This is a genomic window from Micromonospora sp. SH-82, assembly GCF_051132485.1.
Lineage (GTDB): Bacteria > Actinomycetota > Actinomycetes > Mycobacteriales > Micromonosporaceae > Micromonospora.
This window is the reverse complement of the sequence record NZ_CP148049.1, coordinates 3,479,912-3,501,819: the sequence shown is the minus strand read 5'-3', so window position 1 is coordinate 3,501,819 and position 21,908 is coordinate 3,479,912. Positions and strand designations below refer to the sequence as shown.

Here is a 21,908-nt window from a genome sequence, read left to right as displayed (position 1 = left end):
TTCACCTGGCGTCGAGTTCCCGCTCGAGTGCGTCGAGGAGTTCGTCGACGCCGGCCTCCCCCAGGTCGTCACCGGCGGTCGGGGTGTCGGCCCCGGCCTCGGCCCCGGGGCGGAGCCCGGCGAGCATCCGTTCCAGGCGCTCGACCAACTCCGCCCGCTCCGTGTCGGAGGCGTCGGGCAGGGCCTGCTCCAGCGCAGCCAGTCCGGCGCCCACCGACCGGACGGGGGTCGGCTCGGTGGTGTCGCCGAGCCGGTCGTGGAGGAGGTCGGCGACGGCTGCGGCGTTCGGGTGTTCGAAGACCAGGGTGGCCGGCAGGCGCAGACCGGTGTTCGCGGCCAGCCGGTTACGGAACCGGACCGCTGCCAGCGAGTCGAACCCGAGGTCCTTGAACGGCGTGGTGGCGGGGACGGCCTTCGCGTCGCTGCCGAGCACGGCTGCGGCGTCCCGCCGGACCAGGCGTACCAGCTCCGCCGACCGCTCGGCCCGGGGCAGGGCCGCCAGCCGGTCCCGGAGGGTCTGCTCACGCGGCTCGTCGCGCTCGCCGACCGCCGCCGCAGGTGTGACGAGCCGGTCGAGCAGCGGCCGGGGTCGGGCGGAGGTGTAGGACTCGGCGAAGGCCGCCCAGTCGACGTCGGCGACGACCACCGCGCTCTCCCCGGCGGTGAGGACCCGTTCCAGCGCGGCCAGCGCCCTCGGCACCGCCATCGGCCGTACGCCCCGCTCGCGCAGGAACGACACCGCCTCCTGGTCCCCGGTCATCCCCCCGGCAGCCCAGAGCCCCCACGCCACGGAGGTGGCGGGCAGGCCCCGGTCCCGCCGGTGCCGGGCGAAGGCGTCCAGGAAGGCGTTTCCGGCGGCGTACGCACCCTGACGGGCACTGCCCCACACCCCGGCACCGGAGGAGAACAGCAGGAACAGTTCGGCCTCCGGGCACAGGTCGGCCAGGTGCACGGCACCGTCGACCTTCACGGCCACCACGTCGGTGAGGTCGGCCGGGTCCATGTCGGTCAGTGGCACCTGCTGGGGCAGACCGGCGGCGTGGACCACCCCCCGGACCACCGCACCGGTTGCTGTCAGCTCCTGCACCAGGGCGCTGACCGACTCGCGGTCGCCGACGTCGCAGGCGTGCACCGACACCCGTACGCCGAGCCCGGTCAGGTCCCGGACCACCTCGTCGACGCCGGCGGTGTCCGGCCCCCGCCGACTGACCAGGGCGAGGTGTTCGGCACCGCGTTCGGCGAGCCATCGGGCGGTGACGGCACCCAGACCGGCGGTGCCCCCGGTGACGAGGATCGTGCCGCCGGGGGCGGTGTACGGCCCGGCTCCGGTGACCGGCGTGGGGACGATCCGACGCGCGTGTACGCCGTCGGCGCGGACCGCTACCTGGTCCTCGGCACCGGCGAACGCCTCGATCAGCCGGGGCCGCAGCTGCGGGTCCGGTGTCTGCGGCAGATCCAGCAAGCCGGTCCACCGGTGTCCGCGTTCCAGGGAGGCGACCAGGGCCAATCCCCACACCGTCGCCTGTTCGGGGCGCTCCACCGGCCCGGCGGGGGCGACGGCCCCCGCCGTGACGACCCACAGCGGGGTCGTGGACGCCCGTGCGTCGAGTCGTCGCAGCAGCTCCAGGGTGTCGGCCGCACTGTCGTCGGCCGGCCCGAGCATCGACACCACCGTGTCGCTGTCACCGACCCGGTCGGCGACCTCCTCGACCGTCGTCACCACCGGTTCGGCACCACCGGCGGCGAGGGCGGCCCGCACCTCCACGACCCAGCCGTCGTCCGCGTGCCCCTCGGGTACGACCACCAGCCAGCGACCGTCGAGTCGGGCCGACCCGTCGGGGGCCGTCGCCGTCCAGTCGACCCGGTGGAACCAGTCGGCGACCTCGTCACGCGGACCACCACGGTCGGGGTGCAGCCAGAACCGGCGCCCCTGGAAGGGATAGGTGGGCAGGTCGACCAGGGTTCCGGTGCCGAGGACCGCCGCCCAGTCCACGGGTACGCCGTGGACGTGCGCCTCGGCGAGGGAGGTGAGGAAACGCTCGACGTCGTCGGTGTCGCGTTCCAGGGTGCCGACCGCGACGGCGGACTCCACGTCGGCGAGCGTCTCCCCGACCGCCATCGACAGCACGGGATGCGGGCTGACCTCGACGAACGTGGTGAGGTCACGTGCTGCCAGCGCCTCGACGGCGGCGTGGAACTGCACCGGGTGGCGCAGGTTGCGGTACCAGTAGTCGGCGTCCAGTTCGGTGCCGTCGACGAACCCACCGGTGAGGGTGGAGTAGAACGGCACCGTCGCCGGGCGGCCCTCGATCCCGGCCAGGACGGAGAGCAGCTCCTCCCGGAGCGATTCGACCTGCGCGGAGTGGGAGGCGTAGTCGACGGGGATCGCCCTGGCCCGGACCCCGATCCCGTCACAGTGCTCGACCAGCTCGGTCACGGCTCGGGGGTCGCCGGAGACCACCACCGCGTCGGGGCCGTTGACCGCGGCGATCTCCAGCTTCCCCGTCCAGGGGCCGCTGTCGAGGAGCTTCTGGACGTCGTCGCGGCCCCGGCGTACCGAGACCATGCCGCCGTGCCCGGCCAACGCCCGCAACGCCCGCGCCCGCAACGCCACCACCCGCGCACCATCACCCACCGACAACACCCCCGCCACCACCGCCGCCGCGATCTCCCCCTGCGAATGACCCACCACCGCAGCCGGAACCACCCCACACGACCGCCACAACCGCGCCAACGACACCATCACCACGAACAACACCGGCTGCACCACATCCACCCGATCCAACGACGGCGCACCCGACCGACCCTCCAACACCCCCAACACCGAGAACCCCACCACCGACGACACCACCGCATCACACTCCACCACCGACTCCACGAACACCGGAACCGACAACAACCCCCGCGCCATCCCCACCCACTGACCACCCTGACCAGGAAAGACGAACACCACACCACCACCCGACGCCACCCCCGACACCACACCGGTCCCCGGTTCGCCCCCGGCGAGGCCGCGTAGCCGTTCCACGGCCTGGGCCCGGTCGGCGGCGAGGAGGACCGCGCGCCTGTCGAAGCGTTGGCGGGCCTGCGCGAGCGTCCACACCACGTCGGTCATCGGGACGTCGGGGTGCGTCTCCAGGTGGTCGGCGAGTCGACGTGCCTGGGCGTGCAGTGCGGTCTCGGTCTTCGCCGACAGCACCACCGGCACCACACCACCCGCCGCCCCCAACAACCCTTCCACCGACCCCGACGAAGACACCGCCTCCACCACCGGCAGGGGAGCCTCCGCCACCACCACATGAGCATTCGTCCCCGACACCCCGAACGCCGACACCCCACCCCGACGCACCCCATCCACACCCACCGGCCACCCCCGCACCCCATCCGCCACCACCAACCCACCCGACGACCAATCCACCAACCCCGACAACCCACCCCGACACACCATCGGACCCACCAACCCCCGACCCAACCCCAACACCACCTTGATCACACCCACCACACCCGCCGCCGCCTGCACATGACCCACATTCGCCTTCACCGAACCCACCACCACCGGACCCACCCCACCCCGACCCACCCCATACGTCCCCAACAACGCCCCCAACTCCACCGGATCCCCCAACCGCGTCCCCGTCCCATGCGCCTCCACCACACCCACATCCCCACCCGACACACCCGCACGACCCCACGCCCGCCGAATCACCCGCTGCTGCGCCACACCCGACGGCGCCGCCAACCCATTACTCGCCCCATCCTGATTCACCGCCGAACCCACCACCACACCCAACACCCGACGCCCCTCCCGCACCGCCACCGACAACCGCTGCAACACGACGAAGGCCGACCCCTCCCCCAGACCGAAGCCGTCGGCCTCGTCCGAGAAGGGCTTGCACCGGCCGTCCGGAGCCAACGCGCCCTGCCGGGAGAACTCCCTGAACACCTCCGGACCGGCCATCACCGACACCCCACCCGCCACCGCCAGACCACAGTCACCCGACCGCAACGAACCCGCCGCCACGTGCAACGCCACCAACGACGACGAACACGCCGTGTCCACAGTGATCGCCGGCCCCTCCAACCCCAACACGTACGCGATCCGGCCCGAGGCCACGCTCGCGGTGTTACCCGTCAACAGGTAGCCGTCGACCTCGTCCTCGGGCTTCGGGCGGCCGGTGGCGTACCCCTGGTGGGACATGCCCACGAAGACACCGGTGTCCGTACCGCGCAACGACTCCGGCCGGATACCGGCGTTCTCCAGCGCCTCCCAGGTGGTCTCCAGGGCGTGCCGCTGCTGCGGATCCATCGCCAACGCCTCACGCGGCGAGATCCCGAAGAACGCCGCGTCGAACTCGCCCGCCCGGGGCATGAAGTTGCCGAAGGCGGTACGGGTGCCCGCCGTGTCGGAGACCATCAACTCCGCCGGATCCCAGCTCCGGTCCCCGGGCGCCGCCGAGGCGGTGTCCCGCCCGGAGACGATCAACTCCCACAGCTGCTCCGGTGAGTCCACTCCCCCCGGCAGCCGACAGGCCATCCCGACGATCGCGATCGGCTCGTCGGTCGGGGCCACCGTCGGGGCCTCGCCCCCGGGCCACTCCCGCCCCGACCCGCCCCCCAGTTCGGCGGCCAGGTGCCCGGCCAGGGTCCGTACGTCCGGATGGTCGAAGACCGTCGTCGTGGCCAGCCGGACCCCGGTCGCCGCGGTCAGGCGGTTGCGCAGTTCCAGGGCCGACAGCGAGTCGACGCCGAGTTCGGCGAATGCCCTGTCGACGGGCACCTGCTCGGCCGAGGCGTGGCCGAGGACGGCAGCCGCGTGCGTCCGTACCAGGTCGAAGACCGCCTTCTCGCGTTCCCCGGCGGGCAACGCGGCCAGCGCCGCCACCCCCGGCCCGGCGTCGGGACCGGGCGTGGCCCGACGGGCCTCGTCGAGGGTGTCGAAGAGCCGCGTGGGACGCTGCGCGGTGTACGCGAGGAGGAACCGGTCCCACCGGATGTCGACGACGATCGGGGCGACCTCACCCTGCACCAGTGCCGCCCGGAGACCCTCGACGGCCCGGTCGGGGTGCATCTCCATGACCCCGTGCCGGCGGAACCGGTCGGCGACCGGCCCCTCGGCCATCCCGCTGCCCGCCCAGGTGCCCCACGCCACCGAGGTGGCCGGGAGTCCCTCGCTGCGTCGCTGCTGGGCGAGACCGTCGAGGTAGGCGTTGCCCGGGACGTAGCCGCCGAGCCCCGGCGCGCCGAAGGCGGCGGTGGAGGAGGAGAAGAGCACGAACGCGTCGAGTTCGGCGTCCCGGGTCAGCTCGTGCAGGTTGCGGGCGCCGAGCACCTTCGCCCGGTTGGCCCGTTCGATGCGGTCACCGGTCAGGGTCTCGACGGTGCCGTCGTCGAGCGTCGCGGCGACGTGGAACACCGCCGACAGCGGGTGTTCGTCGTCGACAGTCGCGAGCAGGGCGCCGAGCTGCTCGCGGTCGGTGACGTCGCAGGCGGCGACGGTGGCCCGGGTGCCCAGGTCGGCGAGTTCGGTGAGCAGTTCCCCGACCCCGTCGGCGTCCGGTCCCCGACGGCTGGCCAGCACCAGGCGCGGGGCGCCCTGGCGGGCCAGCCACCGGGCGACGTGCCGACCGACCCCGCCGGTGCCGCCGGTGACGAGCACCGTGCCCCGGGGCTGCCACCGGCCCGTGCCGCCCACGCCCGCCCTGCACCACCGGCGGGCGTACATCCCGTCCGGTCGGAGGGCGACCTGGTCCTCGCCGACACCGGACAGGATCGTCCCGAGGTGACGCGACAGTTCGGCGGCCGAACCCGACGGCACGTCGACCAGGCCGCCCCAGACGGCGGGGTTCTCCAGGGCGACGACCCGACCGAGGGCCCAGAGCGCGCCGTGGGCCGGGTCGCGGAGCCGTTCGAAGGGCCCGACGGCGACGGCGTTCTCGGTGACCACCCAGATCGGACACTCCCGGCCCGACTCGATCACCGCCTGGGTCAGGTCGAGCGTGTCCGACAACGACGTGACCGCCAGCGGGGAGTGTTCGGCCGCCGGCTCCGCCACCGCGAACAGGCAGAGCACGCCCGTCACCGCACCCACGGCGTCGAGCCGCCGCACCAGGTCGGCGCGGCCGGTCCGGGGCTCCACCACCAGCTCCTCGACCCGCGCCCCGGCGGACTCCAGCGCCTGCCGCGCCGCTTCGACCCGGTCGTCGGCCCGACCGGGGTACGTCGCCAGCAACCAGGTACCGTCGAGCCGTCCCGGCTCACCCGGATCGGTCGGGTGCCATTCGATGCGGTACCGCAGGGACGAGACGTCGTCGGAGTCGGCGACCCGGCGGGCCGGATTCGGTTCCAACCAGAAACGCTCACGCTGGAACGGGTACGTGGGCAGCGGAACCCGACGCGCCCCGGCACCCTGGTACGCCGACTCCCAGTCCACGGCGACGCCGGCCACGAAGGCGCGGGCCAGCGCGGAGCCGAAGTCGACGGGGCCGCCGGCCCCGCGTCGCAGCGAGTGGACCGCGACGAGGTCGCCGCCACGGTCCTCACCGATCTCCTCGATCGCCGTGGTGAGCACCGGGTGGGCGCTGACCTCCAGGAACGTCGTGTACCCCTGGTCGGCCAGGGAGCGGACCGCGTCGGCGAACCGGACCCTCTGGCGCAGGTTGCGGAACCAGTACCCGGCGTCGAGTTCGTCGGGCTCGACCCAGCGGCCGGTGACCGTCGAGTAGAACGGCACGAAGCCCGGCAGCGGCCGGAACTCGCCGAGTTCGGCGTGGAGCGCGTCACGGACGGCCTCGACGTGCGAGGAGTGCGAGGCGTAGTCCACCGGCAACCGCTTGGCCCGCAGCCCCTCGGCGGCGCAGGAGGCGACCAGGCGGTCCAGGTCGTCGCCGTCGCCGGAGACCACCACCGCGCGCGGACCGTTGACGGCGGCGATCTCGACGCGCCCGTCGATCCGGGCCGCCACCTCGTCGACGGGGGCGGCGATCGAGGCCATCGCGCCGTTGCCGGGCATGGTGGCGATGACCCGGCTGCGCAGGGCCACCGCCCGGGCCGCGTCGTCCAACGAGAGCGCCCCCGCCACACACGCGGCGGCGATCTCCCCCTGGGAGTGTCCGATGACGGCCGCCGGTTCCACCCCGTACGCGCGCCACCGGGCGGCCAGCGACACCGTCACCGCGAACAACACCGGCTGGACCACGTCGACGCGGTCGGTGGAGAGCGCGTGGTCGGGGGTCCGGCGCTGCGCCTCGGCCCGCAGGAACGGGATGATCTCGAAGTCCAGGTACGGTTCCAGCGCGTCGGCGCACTCCCGCAGCACCGAGGCGAAGACCGGGTCGCCGTCGAGCAGGTCGACGGCCATCCCCGCCCACTGCCATCCCTGGCCGGGGAAGACGAAGACGACGCGCTGCGGGGCGTGGGCGGTGCCGGTCACCGCGTCCCCGGACCCACCGGCGGCGAGTTCGTCGAGGGTGCGCAGCGCCGTGGACGCGTCGGCGGGCACGAACCCACTGCGGTACGCCAGCGCGGCCCGACCGGTGGCCAGTGAGTAGGCGACGTCGTCCAGGTCCTGGTCGGGGTGCTCGCGCAGGTGCCCGGCCAGCCGTGCCGCCCGGGCGCGCAACGCCTCGCCGCTGCTCGCCGAGAGCACCCAGGGCACCACCGGGCCCGTCCGGTCGGGGCTGGTGTCGCCGCCGGTCGGCGGTGCCTCCTCGATGATCGCGTGCGCGTTGGTGCCGCTGATGCCGAACGAGGACACCCCGGCCCGGCGGGGTCGGTCGCCGGTCGGCCAGGGGGTGGGCTCCTGGAGCAGGCTGATCGCGCCCGAGGACCAGTCGACCTCCGGTGACGGCTCGTCGGCGTGCAGGGTGCGGGGCAGGACTCCGGCCTGCATCGCCAGCACCAGTTTGATCAGACCGGCGACACCGGCAGCGGCCTGGGTGTGTCCGATGTTGGACTTGACCGAGCCGATCCGCAGCGGGTGCTCACGGTCCCCGCCGTACGCGTCGGAGAGCGCCCGTGCCTCGATCGGATCACCGAGGCGGGTGCCGGTGCCGTGGGTCTCCACGACGTCGACGGTGTGGGGCGTCAGCCCGGACTCGGCGAGGGCCTGTCGGATCACCCGGACCTGGGCCCGGCCGTTCGGAGCGGAGAGTCCGTTGCTCGCGCCGTCGGAGTTGACGGCGGTGCCCCTGATCACGGCGAGCACCGGGTGGCCGTGGCGGCGGGCGTCGGAGAGCCGTTCCAGCAGCAGCATCCCTGCGCCTTCGGCCATGCCGAACCCGTCGGCGGCGGCCGAGAACGCCTTGGACCGTCCGTCCGGGGCGAGGGAGTTCATCCGACTGAAGTCCACGAGCATGCCCGGTGTCGGCATCACCGTCACGCCGCCGGCGAGTGCCATCGTCGACTCGCCACGCCGCAGCGACTGGCACGCCAGGTGCACCGCGACGAGCGACGACGAGCAGGCGGTGTCGACGCTGATCGCCGGCCCCTCCAGGCCGAGGGTGTAGGCGACCCGACCGGAGGCGACGCTGGTCGTGGTGCCGGTCATCAGGTAGCCCTCGACGCCCTCACCCCCCTCGGCCAGCCGGGGGCCGTACTCCTGGGGGATCAGACCGACGAACACGCCGGTCCGGGAGGTCCGCAGCGACGCCGGGGGGATCCCGGCGCGTTCCAGCACCTCCCACGACAGTTCCAAGGTGATCCGCTGCTGCGGGTCGACGGCCAGTGCCTCCCGGGGCGACAGCCCGAAGAAGGCCGCGTCGAAGGAGGTGGCGCCGGTGAGGAAGCCACCGGCGCGCTGGTGCGCCGTGCCCGACCGGGTCGGGTCCGGGTGGAACAGCGAGTCCAGGTCCCATCCCCGGTCGGTGGGCAGCCCGCCGACGGCGTCCCGCCCCTCGGCCAGCAGCTGCCAGAACTCCTCCGGGGAGGTGACACCGCCGGGCAGCCGGCAGGCCATGGCGACCACGGCCACAGGCTCGTCGGGCTCGGCCTCCGCCGGGTGTGCTGTTGCCTCCCCCGGCCCGGGGTCCTCCTCCGGGCCGCGCAGCAGCGCCTCGGTGAGGGCGTGCGGGGTCGGGTGGTCGTAGAGCATGGCGATGTGCAGATCCCGCCCGATCGCGGTGGCGAGGCGGGTACGCAGCTGCACCGCGAGGACCGAGTCGAGGCCCAGTTCCCGGAAGGTGGCCCGGGCGTCGACCTCCCGCCCGGCGAGCGCCGCCGTCTCGGCGGCGACGATCTCCAGCAGCCGCGCCCGCAGTACGTGGTCGGGCGCGGCCCAGTCGAGCTCCGTCGAGGGTCCCTCGTCGGTGTCGACGGCCACGGCCGACGGCAGGTGGCCGGGGGCCACCCCCGGGTAGGCGGCGGTCCAGTCGACGGCCACGCCACCGGTGTACGCCTGCGCCACGGCGAGCAGGAACCGCCGCAGGCCGCCCTGGTCGCGTTGCAGGGTCGGCACGATCGCGGCCGAGGACCCGACCTCGTCGAGGGTCTGCTGCAGGGACGCCGCCAGCACCGGATGCGGGCTCGACTCGATGAAGGTGCCCGGCTCCAGCTCCAGGACCGCACGGGTCGCCTCGTCGAAGCGCACCGGGAGCCGGAAACTGCGCGGCCAGTGGTCGGCACCGAGTTCCCGGGTGTCCAGCCGCCCGCCGGTGAGGCCGGCGTAGTAGGGCACGTCGGATTCGCCGGGGGCGAACCAGGTCAGCGCCGAGCGCATGCCCTCGGCGACGGCGTCGACCTGCGCCGAGTGCGCCGCCATCGACACGTTGACGACCTGGGCGCGTACGCCCTGTGCCGTCAGCTCGGCGACCCGCTGCGCGATGGACTCGGGAGCGCCGGTGAGCAGGACCGACCGGGGACCGTTGACCCCGGCCGCCACGACGTCGTCGTCCCACCGCTCGACCCGCGCGGCCATCTCGGCCGGGGGGAGCGCCACCGCCGCCATGTCGCCCCGGCCCACCAGCGGGATCATCTCGCGGCTCCACAGGGCGGCGGCCCGCGCGGCGGCCTCGACGTCGACGGCGCCGCAGACCTCGGCGGCGGCCAGCTCACCGATGCTGTGTCCGAGTACGGCGTCGGGTCGCACCCCGAACGACCGCCACAGGGCGGCCAGCGAGGTCTGCACCGCGAGGAGCGCGGGCTGGACCACCTCGACGCGGCGCAGGTGCTCGGGTGAGTTCAGGACCTCGGTCAACGACCAGTCGGTGACCTCGTCGAACGCCCGCTCGCAGGCGCGCATCGCGGTGGCGAAGACCGGCGACTCGGCGAGCAGTCGGGTCGCCATGCCGGGCCACTGGGCGCCCTGACCGGGCAGGACGAACACCACCGGTGCGGTGGGTCGGGCGACACCGCGTACCACCGAGGGGTGGGGGCGGCCCTGGGCGAGGGCGGCGAGCGCGGCGGTCAGCTCCGTGACCGAGGAGGACACGACGACGGCGCGGTGCGGCCCGTCCTGCGCGCGTGCCTCGCGCGCGAGGGCGGCACCGACGGCCACCACGTCACCCTCGGAAATGCCTTCGAGATATGCGTGCAATTGACGGGCGCGGGCCCGCAGCTCCGGTTCGTTGCGACCGCACAGTGGCCACGGGAATGGGAGCGGCCCTGGGTGCGGAGTCCGGGTGCCGAGAAGATCGGGCACGTCAACCACTCACTCCCCCTCGGTAGAGATGCCGGCCAATTGTATGAACGTCGAGGGTGGCTGAAGAAAGTACATTTAACAAAAACATCTGTGACAGAATTCACCTTGACCCCATCGAGACCCTTCGCTAGGATTGCCCGGCGCCTGGAACCACTGTGAGCTGGTGTTCTCCGTGTCGAGAAAGCGCGAGGCATCGACCGGTGGTGCCGGGGAATGCTCCGGTGATAGCGTCGCCGGAAGTGTCGATCAGATCGACGAGGCATTTACCCGCGGAGGCGAAGGTGGGCACGATCGGGCGGTGGCCGTCGGCGGACCGGATCCACCCGACGGTGACCCGCCTCGACGGCGGGCCGACCCTGGTCGGCGCGGCCGGGGACGGCGATCGACCCGGTCGCCGACACCCGCGACGAGGCCACCGAAGGTGCGGCGACACCCGGGAGGACCAATGAGTCCACCACGTCGGGAGGAATCTGCGACGGTCGCCGAACAGCGGCGGTACGGGTGCCACGGATCGACGTCGTGTCACGCATCGGTACGTCGACCCGCAGCAGTCCCGGAGTACGCGCCGCAACGCCCTACCGAACTCCTCGATCCGCCCTTTACTCGACACCCGCCCGAACGCAGGCCACCGAGGGTACGCGGGAAGCCTCAGCGCCCGCTCGAAAGAGACTTGAGGCCGACCTGAGGCCGGAATTGTCGCCCGAACCACCCTGGGGGGAACAAATGGATTCCATGCGCCCGCGGCTATCGGAATGCATTATTCGATGACGAGACATGTCACACTTCTCGGCGTTTCTGGATTCGTCGGAAGCGCCCTTCTTCGCGAATTTACCACACACCCTCTCCGGCTACGGGCCGTCGCGCGCACCGGGTCTCGTGACCGGCCACCCGGGAACGCCGAGGTCGAGCACCTCCGAGTCGACCTGCTCGAACCCGGCCGGGTCGCGCAGGTCGTCGCCGACACCGACGTCGTCGTGCATCTGGTCGCCTACGCCGCCGGCGGGTCGACCTGGCGCAGCGCCGCCACGGTGCCCGAGGCCGAACGCGTCAACGCGGGCATCATGCGCGACCTCGTCGCGGCGCTGCGTGAACGCCCCAGACCCGCGCCGGTGCTCCTGTTCGCCAGCACCACCCAGGCCGCGAACCCCGCCGCCCCCAGCCGGTACGCCCAGCACAAGATCGAGGCCGAACGGATCCTGCGTCAGGCCACCGAGGACGGGATCGTCGACGGGGTGATCCTGCGCCTGCCCGCGATCTACGGCCACAGCGGCCCGTCGGGTCAGACCGGCCGGGGCGTCGTCACCGCCATGATCCGGCGGGCCCTCGCCGGTGAGCCGATCACGATGTGGCACGAGGGCAGCGTGCGCCGCGACCTCCTGCACGTCGAGGACGTGGCCACCGCGTTCACCGCCGCACTGCACCACCACGAGGCGCTGGTCGGCGGCGTCTGGACGCCGAGCGCGGACGAGGCCCGACCCCTCGGCGAGATCTTCGAGACCGTCGCCGCCAGCGTGGCACGTCAGACCGGCAACCCTGCGGTGCCGGTCGTCAGCGTCCCCCCACCGGAGAACGCCGAGGCCAACGACTTCCGCAGCGACGACTTCGACTCCACCGAGTTCCGGACGCTGACCGGCTGGCACCCCCGGGTGCCGCTGGCCGAGGGCATCGACCGGACCGTTGCCGCCCTCATCTCGACCAAGGAGTGACCAGTGCGGGTCCTGCTCACCTCGTTCGCGCACCGTACCCACTTCCAGGGCCTCGTCCCCCTGGCCTGGGCGCTGCACACCGCCGGCCACGACGTCCGGGTGGCCAGTCAACCCGAGCTCAGCGACGTCGTCGTCGGCGCGGGACTGACCTCGGTGCCACTCGGGTCGGACCATCGACTCTTCGACATCTCCCCTGAGGCCGCCGCGCAGGTGCACCGCTACACCACCGACCTGGACTTCGCCCGACGCGGACCGGAACTGCGCTCGTGGGAGTTCCTGCACGGCATCGAGGAGGCCACCTCCCGGTTCGTCTTCCCGGTGGTCAACAACGACTCCTTCGTCGAGGAACTCGTCGAGTTCGCCATGGACTGGCGCCCCGACCTGGTGCTCTGGGAGCCCTTCACCTTCGCCGGGGCCGTCGCGGCCAAGGCCTGCGGGGCCGCCCACGCCCGGCTGCTGTGGGGCAGCGACCTCACCGGCTACTTCCGCAGCCGCTCCGAGGCCCTGCGCGGGCAGCGTCCCGCCGACGACCGGCCGGACCCGCTCGGCGGCTGGCTCACCGAGGTCGCCGGCCGGTTCGGCCTCGACTACAGCGAGGACCTCGCGGTCGGGCAGTGGAGCGTCGACCAGCTGCCCGAGAGCTTCCGCCTGGAGACCGGACTGGAGTCGGTGCACACCCGGACCCTGCCCTACAACGGGTCCTCCGTCGTGCCGCAGTGGCTCAGGACCTCGGACGGGGTCCGCCGGGTCTGCTTCACCGGGGGGTACTCGGCCCTCGGTATCACCTCGAACCCGCAGGAGTTCCTCCGGACGCTGACCACCCTCGCGCGGTTCGACGGCGAGATCGTGGTCACCCGCTCCGGGCTCGACCCCGCGTCGGTGCCGGACAACGTCCGCCTGGTGGACTTCGTTCCCATGAGCATCCTGCTGCCGAGCTGCGCCGCCGTCATTCACCACGGCGGTGCCGGAAGCTGGGCCACCGCGTTGCACCACGGCGTACCGCAGATCTCCGTCGCCCACGAGTGGGACTGCGTCCTCCGTGGCCAGCGCACCGCCGAGCTGGGTGCGGGTGTCTTCCTCCGGCCGGACGAGGTCGACGCCGACATCCTCTGGCAGGCCCTCGCCACCGTGGTCGAGGACCGTTCCCACGCCGAGAACGCCGAGAAGCTGCGGCAGGAGGCGCTGGCCGCGCCGACCCCCGCCGAGGTCGTACCCGTGTTGGAGGCGCTCGCCCACCAGCACCGCGCCGACAGGTGACCGAGGTGGGAACCACCGGGGCCGGGTCCACCCGGGTACGCGTCGGTCGGTCGGCGTTGCACACCAGCCGGCTCTGGCTCGGCACCGTGAACTTCAGTGGACGGGTGACCGACGACGACGCGCTGCGGCTGATGGACCACGCCCGTGAGCGGGGCGTCAACTGCATCGACACCGCCGACATCTACGGCTGGCGGCTCTACAAGGGCCACACCGAGGAACTCGTCGGACGGTGGTTCGCCCAGGGCGCGGGTCGACGCGAGGAGACCGTCCTGGCGACCAAGGTGGGCAGCGAGATGAGCGACCGGGTCAACGACGGGGGGCTCTCCGCCCGGCACATCGTCGCCGCCTGCGAGAACTCGCTCCGCCGCCTCGGGGTCGACCACATCGACATCTACCAGACGCACCACATCGACCGCGCCGCACCGTGGGACGAGGTGTGGCAGGCCACCGAACTGCTGGTCGGCAGTGGCAAGGTCGGGTACGTCGGCACCTCCAACCTGGCGGGCTGGCACATCGCCGCCGCCCAGGAGAGCGCGGCCCGCCGCAACCTGCTCGGCATGGTCTCTCACCAGTGCCTGTACAACCTGGCCGTCCGCCACCCCGAGTCGGACGTGCTGCCTGCGGCCCGGGCGTACGGGGTGGGCGTGTTCGCCTGGTCCCCCCTGCACGGCGGGCTGCTCAGCGGCGTACTGGAGAAGTTGGCGGCCGGAACCGCCGTCAAGTCGGCGCAGGGACGCGCCCAGGTGCTCCTGCCCGCCGTACGACCCCTCGTCGAGGCGTACGAGGACTACTGCCGACGCCTCGGCGCGGACCCGGCCGAGGTCGGTCTGGCCTGGGTCCTGTCCCGCCCCGGGATCCTGGGCGCTGTCATCGGCCCCCGCACGCCCGAGCAGCTCGACTCGGCGTTACGGGCCGCCGAGCTGACGCTGGGCGAGGAGGAACTCCGGGAACTCGAAGCGATCTTCCCGGCACCGGCCGCCGACGGGCCGGTGCCGTAGACCGAATCCGGGTGGCCCCGGTCAGGACGGCTCGGACGGGGCGGCGGCCCGGCGGGAGGCCAACGCCGCCACCGTCCGGTCGACCGCGTCCGCCATCGTGACCGTGGCCCGCCACCCGGTGACCGCGGTGAACCGGGCGGGGTCGACCTCCACGCTGCGCAGGTCCGACGGGTCCATGTGCGCCGGAGGCGGCACCGAGACCACCGGCACCGGATCCTCGCCGGTGTGCCGGGCGACGCTGCGCGAGACGGCCCGGAAGACCTCACCCAGCGGCCAGGAACGCCCCGTCCCCAACAGGAAGTGGCGTCCGGCGAGCGCGTCGGCGTGGTCCAGGGCGGTGACGAAGGCCCGGGCGGCGTCCGTCACGTACAGCAGCTCCCGGCGTACGGTGCCGTCGTGCCACATCGTCAGCGGTTCGCCGGCCAGGGCCCGACGGATCATGGTCGAGACCACCCCCCGGTCGTCGGCGGTGTCGGCGGCGGGTACCCCGAACACCGGGGGCAGCCGCAGACTGGTCGCCCGGATCGCCCCGGCCGCCGTGGCCTCCTTGAGCAGCTGTTCCCCGGTGTGCTTCTGCCTGTCGTAGACGCCCTCGGGGTGATCCTGTTCGCTGCCGTCGACGACCCGGTCGGCGGTGGCCCTGCCGACCTGCGTGTTACTGCCCGGGAAGACCACCACCGGGGCGTGCGGCGCGCGGGACAGGACGGCTATCAGGTCCCGGACCAGGCCGACGTTCGTCCGTTCGGCGACCACGTCGTCCTCGCTGATCCGCCACCCGGACGTACCCCTGATCTGCGCGGCGAACGGGAAGACCGCCCGGGCGTCGGCGACCACCTCCGCGAGCGCTCCGGGTTCGGTGAGGTCCATCCGGTGCGTCTCGTAGTCGGCGACGGTACCGGAGGGCACGACGACCTCCCGACGGGCGACGAGCCGCACCCGCACCGGGAGGTCGGCCAGGGCGTGGGTGACCGCCGAACCCAGGAAACCCGACGCGCCGAGCACCACCACCGGCCCCGCACGCCCGGTCGGGGTCACGTCCGCACCCCTGCGGGCTCGGCGGCCAGGCAGGCGGCGTAGTCGGGCAGGATGCCCTGGTCCCGGGCCTCCCGGAGGGTGGGTGCCACCCGGTCCCGCTCGGACATGACGAGGTCGAGGTCGGCCGGGATCGGCAACGCCAGCTCCGGATCCAGTGGGTGCACCGCCCGTTCCTTGTCGGGGACGTAACCGGCGGACATCAGGTAGACGAGGGTGGTGTCGTCCTCCAGGGAGACGAACAGGTGGCCCATGCCCACCGGTAGGTACATCCCGACCATCGACTCGGCGGAGAGCTCGACCGGCTCGGCCCGGCCGAAGGTGGGGGAACCGGGCCGGATGTCGACGGCGAAGTCCATCGCCCGTCCCCTGGCGCAGTAGACGTACTTCGCCATGGAGCCGGGCATCGCCGTGAAGTGCACCCCCCGGACCACACCCCGCCGGGACCGGGTGGTGCTGACCTGGGCCACCGGGAACAGCGGGCGGCCGAGCGCCGCCACGAACACGTCCTCCTGGTACGCCGTGCCGAACACCCCCCGCTCGTCGGCGAACGTCTGCGGGGTGAAGGTGAAGACCCCCTCGATGCCCAGCTCCTCGACCCTCACCGCCCCGGCTCCGCGGCGACCCCGACGAACAGGCCCGGCGAGAACAGGTCGTGGCCGACGTACGAGCAGCTCAGGCCCGCCCGCTGGAAGGCCTGCTCGTAGGCGGCGCGGGCGAACAGGGTCATCACGTGCACCTCGGTGAAGTGCTCGATCCCGGCCTCCGGGGACCCCACCGTGTAGTGGATGGTCATTTGGGAGGCGGTGCGGTCGGGCAGTCCCGCCGGGACGGTGTGCGACATCCGGGAGATCCGCCGGTCACCGGTGGTGACCAGGTCGGCCCCGACCCAGCCGGGCCGGAACGTCTCCGGGAACCACCACGGTTCCACGACGAGGGTGCCGCCAGGCGCGAGGTGCCCGGCCAGGTTCGCCACGGCACGGTCCAGTTCGGCCTCGTCGACGAGGTAGCCGGTGGAGCTGAACATGCAGGTGACGACGTCGAACCTGCGGTCGAGGGAGAAGTCGCGCATGTCGCCCTGGTGCAGTTCCCGCGCGGGGTCGTTGCGGGCGGCGGTGGCGAGCATGGCGGCCGACAGGTCGACCCCCACCACCTCCCGGAAGCTGTCCGCCAGTTCGACCAGGTGCGATCCGGTGCCGCAGGCCACGTCCAGCAGGGTCGACGCCTGGGGGGTGTGCTTACGGGCGATCTCCACGAGCGCGTCGGCTTCGGCGCGGTACCCCTTGCCACGGCCGTGGTAGAAGTCGTGGTAGATGTCCGCCCGCTCGTACGGGGCGACGTCGGTGCTCGACGTGGTCGAGTGGCTGTTCGGCATGACCGGCCCTTCCAGAGTGGTCTTCGCTGACGACAGGCGGGCTCGTCACAGCCCGGTGATGACCTCCCGCACCGCCTCGATCACCCTGTCCTGCAGGTCGTGAGGGAGGGAGGGGTACATGGGGAGGGAGAAGATCTCGCCGGCCAGCCGTTCGGTGACCGGCAGCGACCCCGACACGACGCCGAGGTGGGCGAAGCCGGTCATGGTGTGCACCGGCCAGGGGTAGCTGATGTTCAGGGAGATGTCGTACCCGTCCCGGAGACGCTTGATGATCTCGTCGCGGCGCGGGTGGCGGACGACGTACACGTAGAAGACGTGTTCGTTACCGTCGGTCACCACGGGGAGTTCGAGGCCGTGCGAGTCCGTGAGGTCGGCGAGCCCGTCGACGTACCGCTGGGCGACGGCCCGCCGACCCGCGACGTACGCGTCGAGCCGGGTCAGTTTGCGCCGCAGGATCTCGGCCTGCACCTCGTCGAGGCGGCTGTTGTGACCCGGCGTCCGGGTGACGTAGTAGACCTCCTCCATCCCGTAGTACCGCAGCCGGCGCAGGGCGCGGGCGGTCTCGTCGTCGTGGGTGACGACCGCGCCGCCGTCGCCGTAGGCGCCGAGGACCTTCGTCGGGTAGAAGGAGAAGGCCGCCGCGTCGCTCATCGTCCCGGCCAGCCGACCGTCCCGCCGGGCACCGTGGGCCTGGGCGCAGTCCTCGACGAGCTTGAGGCCCCGCCGGTCGGCCAGTTCCCGCAGGGCTGTCATGTCCACGCACTGCCCGTACAGGTGCACGGGGACGATGGCCTTGGTACGCGGGGTGACCGCCGCCTCCACCAGGTCGGTGTCCATGAGGTAGTCCTCGTCGCGGACGTCCACGAAGACCGGCCTGGCGCCGATCTCGTCGATGGCCAGGACGGTGGGGGCGGCGGTGTTGGAGACGGTGACGACCTCGTCGTCGCGTCCGACACCCACCGACTCCAGCGCGAGTTTCACCGCGTTGGTGCCGTTGTCGACGCCCACGCAGTGCGCGATCCCGTGGTAGCGGGCGTACTCGGTCTCGAAGTTCTCCACACTCTGGCCGAGGATCAGGCTGCCGCTGGCGAAGACCTTCTGCACCGCATCGAGGATGTCGGCTCGTTCCCTCTCGTACTCCAACAGATAGGACCAGACGTAGGTGGTCACCGATGCACCGTCCTTCTTACCGGCGGGAAGGGGTCTGTTCGGGTTCCGTGGCGGGCTTGCGCCGGGCGGAGGCCGGGCGTGCCCAGTTACGCATGACGGGTAGCTCGACGAACCTGTACAGCAGCCACGACAGCACCAGGGACACCGCGAGGAACGGGATGATCATGAAGAGTGCGAGACCCAGCGGGGCGTCCTCGGTCTGGCTGAACCCCAGCAGGTCGGCCCCGTAGACGATCACCAGGAAGTGGACCATGTAGAGCGCGAAGGAGACGTCGCCGAGCCACACCATCACCCGGTTGCGCATGAAGGTGCGCTTCTGCTGGAGGTCCGCCGTCGCGCCGCTGGCGATGATGAGAACCAGGGGAAGGATCATCATCGACGAGGAGATGGCGTAGACACCCGGCAGGAAGAGGGAGGCGACGAAGAAGACCGGGAACAACAGCACCGCGGGGAGCAGCCCGACGTTGATCCACCGACCGGTGATCAGGATGCGGGCCAGGATGATCCCGAGGATGAACTCCAGGCTCCGCGTCGCCGGGAAGGTGTAGAGGAACCAGTCCTGGAGGGCGGAGTACTCGAGCCCCGGGATCAGCGGCGGGGAACTCGGCAGCAGGAGGTCGGCGACCACCGGAACCGCCCAGATCGCGGCGAACACCACACCGGCCCAGGCCCACAACCGCTCCGGGCGGATACCGGAGATCCAGAACAGGAACAGCGGGAAGCACAGGTAGAAGAACGCCTCGCAGGCCAGCGACCAGCTCACCGGGTTGATGCCGAAGGAGATCTCCAGGGCCGGGAACCAGGCGTGGATCAGCAGGAGGTTCGGGATCAGCGCCTCACCGCTCACCGCCTGGCCGGTGACCAGGAACAACACCACGGCGGCGAAGGCGGTGACCAGGTGGTTGGGGAAGAGCTTGCAGACCCGTCTGCGCCAGAACGACCACACCGAGTCGCTCGCCCGCGCCGACCAGGTCAGGACGAACCCGCTGAGGATGAAGAAGAACGACACCCCCACCCGTCCGGTGGTCTGCCAGAAGGCGTCCAGGCCGTCGGCGTACACGTAGCTGTTCGGGATGAGCCTCGACAGGACGTGCGTGAAGAAGACCAGGAACGCGGCGACGAACCGCATCCCGGTCAGCGAGTTCAGTGGCGGCCGTGCTGTCGTGTCCAAGTTGGTGGAGGTAACCACCGGGGCCCCCTCGTGTCAGATGGAAAGTCGGCGAGTGGATTCCGGGACCGGCATCAGCCGGTCCCGGTGATGGTGACGGTCATCGCGGCAGGTGCGGTTCGGCGGTTCGACGCGGCTGCGAGCCACGTGCCGCCCGGTCGGCGGCCAGGTCCTGACAGATGCCGACCACCTGGGCCGGCGACGGGTCGGTCCGCATCCCGTCACGCATCCGCTCCGCACCGAGGCGGTACGCCGGATCGTCGAGGACCCGCTCGATCGCCGTCCGCAGGTGCTCTGCGGTCATCCCGGCGACCGGGAGCGACAGCCCCGCCCCGAGGTCCTGGAGCTGCTTGGCGTGCACCTCGGTGTCGGCGTCCGAGAGGATGATCTGAGGTACGCCGTGGATGGCCGCGGTCAGCCAACTGCCGGTGCCGCCGTGGTGCACGGTGGCCGCGCAGGTGGGCAGCAGGACGTTCATCGGCACGAACCCGGCGGTACGGACGTTCGCGGGAACGGTGCCCACGCCGGCCAACTGCTGGTCGTCGAAGGTGGCCACGAACTCGGCGTCGATGTCGGCGATGGCGTCCAGCATCTCGCCGATGGAGACCTGCCCGATGCCGTGTTCCCGGCTGGATCCGCCGAGGGTCAGGCAGACCCGCCGACGCCCGGGCTCCCGCAGCAGCCAGTCGGGCACCACGGAGGGACCGTTGTAGGGGACGTACCGCATGCCCACCGTACGGGCGCCGGTGTCGATCCGCAGCGGCTCGGGGATCGGGTCCACCGTCCACTGCCCCAGCACCAACTCCTCGTCGAAGCTCAGGTGCGGGTCGTCGCCGAAGCGCCGCAGCGTCCAGTCGAACCATTCGGCCAGCGGATCCTCCCGGTGCTCCACCTCCTGGTGGGCCAGCAGTCGCAGGAAGCTCTGCCGGGCCCGGGTGGCGACGTCCGGACCCCACAGCATCCGGGCGTGCGGGGTTCCGGTGACCCGGGCCGCGATCGGAGCGGCGAACGTCAGCGGCTCCCAGACGATCAGGTCGGGACGCCAGGAGCGGCAGAACTCGACCATCCCGTCGATGAGCGAGTCGGGGCTCATCAGGGCGAAGAAGGTCGGGGTGAAGGTGGTCTGCATGCCCAGGAGGTCGTCCCAGGACATGGTGGTGTGGCTCTGGTCGACCCAGTCGAGGGTCCGCATGTACTCGACGATGTCCTGGCCCGCATGGGCGTGCCACTCGACCAGTTCGACGTCGTCACCGACGGGCACCGCGGTCAGACCGGCACCGGTGACGTCGTCGGTCAGGGCCGGTGAGGAGACGACCCGTACCTCGTGTCCGGCCGCCTGGAAGGCGCTTGCGAGCGGGACCAGCCCGAACAGATGACTGTTGACAGCCATCGATGAGAACACGACGCGCATCGTTCTTCCTCTACAGCTCGACCGGGCAACGGCTGAGACCACGGGCGACGGGTGACCGACGTCGTCTGATCACCGGCCCGGGGCGGGACAGCCGGGGCAACACCGGCGCGGCGGCCCGCAGCGCCGCCGTGGCCAGGGTGGCCACCAGGGCGTCGAGGTCGGCGCGGGGCGAACCGGGCCGGGACGACAGGATCTCGGCGTCGCCGTCGCGGTCCACGTCGAACCGGTCGGGGTCGGTGAAGACCTCGGGGTCGCGGTTGGCCGCGGCGACGACCACCGTCACCTCGCCACCGGCCGGGACGTCGACCCCGCCCACCCGGAGGTCCGATGCGGCGGTGCGGCGTTCCAGGTGGACGCCGGGACTCGTCCGCGACACCTCCGTCACCACGCGGGTGGCGGTCTGCGGGTCGTCGGCGAGTCGTGCCGCCAGCTCGGGCAGCTCGGTGACGGCCAGGACGGCGTTGCCGACCGTGTTGGCCACCAGTTCCGCCACCACCCCCACCAGCACCGCGGCGTCCCGCCCGCCGGTGACCGCGTCGATCTCGTCGAGGGCCGTCGACGCCTGTTCGGTCACCGCGAGCTGTTGCGGGCTGACCTGGGCGTCCAGACAGACACGGGTCGCCGAGGTCCAGGACCGGAGCCGGTCGGGGTCCACCCCCTTGAGCACGGGCGCGGTGCCGAGCGCCAGCACCGGGACCTCCCGGGCGAAGTCGTTCACGAGGTCGAAGCGCGACCCCAGTTCGGTCAACAGCCGGGCGCACCGCTGCTGGAGCCACTCGGCGTCCACGGTCACCGGCGCCACGTCCTCCGTGCGGGCGTAGAACTCCCGGAAGGGGCCGGCCCAGGAGGCCGCCGGGCAGTGGGCCACCTGCATCCACCGGGCGGCGTCGGGCGGGTCGTGGGTGAAGCGCGGATCGGCGAGCACCTCGGCGGCGGTCCGGTGGTCACCGACCACCCACGTTCCGGCCCTACTGGCGTACGGTCCCCGGCCGGCGGCCCGCAACCGTTCGTACCAGGTCCAGGGGTCGTCGTCCCGCCCGGACAGGAGCATCGAGTACAGATCGCCGTTGGCACCGAACCCCCAGTAGAGACCCCGGGCCATCTGCAACTCCCGGCCCAGCCGCCTTCGATCGCCAACTGCCATAGAACGCTCCCGGA

General features: G+C 72.2%; 11 protein-coding genes. 3 read left to right on the top strand and 8 right to left on the bottom strand.

What is annotated here, in order from left to right; all coding sequences use genetic code 11:
- Position 1: 1 nt before the first annotated feature.
- On the bottom strand, positions 2–10,489 hold the full coding sequence (locus WHN02_RS16010; RefSeq protein ID WP_434739544.1) for an SDR family NAD(P)-dependent oxidoreductase: 10,488 nt from the start codon (positions 10,487–10,489) through the stop codon (positions 2–4).
- 896 nt (positions 10,490–11,385) lie between these two features.
- Here WHN02_RS16010 and WHN02_RS16005 point away from each other — a divergent pair.
- Genes WHN02_RS16005 through WHN02_RS15995 form a run of 3 tightly spaced genes read left to right on the top strand, consistent with a single transcriptional unit; the run spans position 11,386 to position 14,594 of the window.
- The gene (locus WHN02_RS16005) at positions 11,386–12,339 is read left to right on the top strand and encodes an NAD-dependent epimerase/dehydratase family protein (RefSeq protein ID WP_434739543.1); all 954 of its coding nucleotides are present in this window, start codon (positions 11,386–11,388) and stop codon (positions 12,337–12,339) included.
- 3 nt (positions 12,340–12,342) lie between these two features.
- On the top strand, positions 12,343–13,596 hold the full coding sequence (locus WHN02_RS16000) for an activator-dependent family glycosyltransferase (RefSeq protein WP_434739542.1): 1,254 nt from the start codon (positions 12,343–12,345) through the stop codon (positions 13,594–13,596).
- Between the two features lie 5 nt (positions 13,597–13,601).
- Positions 13,602–14,594 carry an aldo/keto reductase gene (locus tag WHN02_RS15995; protein WP_434739541.1) on the top strand — a complete coding sequence of 331 codons (993 nt, stop codon included), beginning with the start codon at positions 13,602–13,604 and terminating at the stop codon, positions 14,592–14,594.
- Between the two features lie 21 nt (positions 14,595–14,615).
- Here the strand turns inward: WHN02_RS15995 and WHN02_RS15990 are convergent, their stop codons facing one another.
- The 7 genes from WHN02_RS15990 to WHN02_RS15960 form a co-directional block, all read right to left on the bottom strand.
- Complete coding sequence (locus WHN02_RS15990; protein ID WP_434743972.1) at positions 14,616–15,599, bottom strand: NAD-dependent epimerase/dehydratase; 984 nt, start codon at positions 15,597–15,599, stop codon at positions 14,616–14,618.
- A 26-nt stretch (positions 15,600–15,625) separates the two neighbouring features.
- Positions 15,626–16,231, bottom strand: coding sequence for a dTDP-4-dehydrorhamnose 3,5-epimerase family protein (locus WHN02_RS15985; RefSeq protein WP_434739540.1), 606 nt, complete (start codon positions 16,229–16,231; stop codon positions 15,626–15,628).
- Entirely contained in the window at positions 16,228–17,001 is a 774-nt protein-coding gene (locus tag WHN02_RS15980) for a class I SAM-dependent DNA methyltransferase (protein ID WP_434739539.1), read from the bottom strand. Before WHN02_RS15980 ends, WHN02_RS15985 begins: the two co-directional genes overlap by 4 nt.
- A 45-nt stretch (positions 17,002–17,046) precedes the next feature.
- Positions 17,047–18,171, bottom strand: a complete 1,125-nt coding sequence (locus tag WHN02_RS15975; protein ID WP_434739538.1) for a DegT/DnrJ/EryC1/StrS family aminotransferase — start codon at positions 18,169–18,171, stop codon at positions 17,047–17,049.
- A gap of 16 nt (positions 18,172–18,187) precedes the next feature.
- Positions 18,188–19,342, bottom strand: coding sequence for an acyltransferase family protein (locus tag WHN02_RS15970; protein ID WP_434739537.1), 1,155 nt, complete (start codon positions 19,340–19,342; stop codon positions 18,188–18,190).
- A 97-nt stretch (positions 19,343–19,439) separates the two neighbouring features.
- Complete coding sequence (locus WHN02_RS15965) at positions 19,440–20,750, bottom strand: activator-dependent family glycosyltransferase (RefSeq protein ID WP_434739536.1); 1,311 nt, start codon at positions 20,748–20,750, stop codon at positions 19,440–19,442.
- Between the two features lie 10 nt (positions 20,751–20,760).
- Positions 20,761–21,894: a cytochrome P450 family protein gene (locus WHN02_RS15960; RefSeq protein ID WP_434739535.1), complete on the bottom strand. Its 1,134-nt coding sequence runs from the start codon at positions 21,892–21,894 to the stop codon at positions 20,761–20,763.
- Positions 21,895–21,908 lie beyond the last annotated feature (14 nt).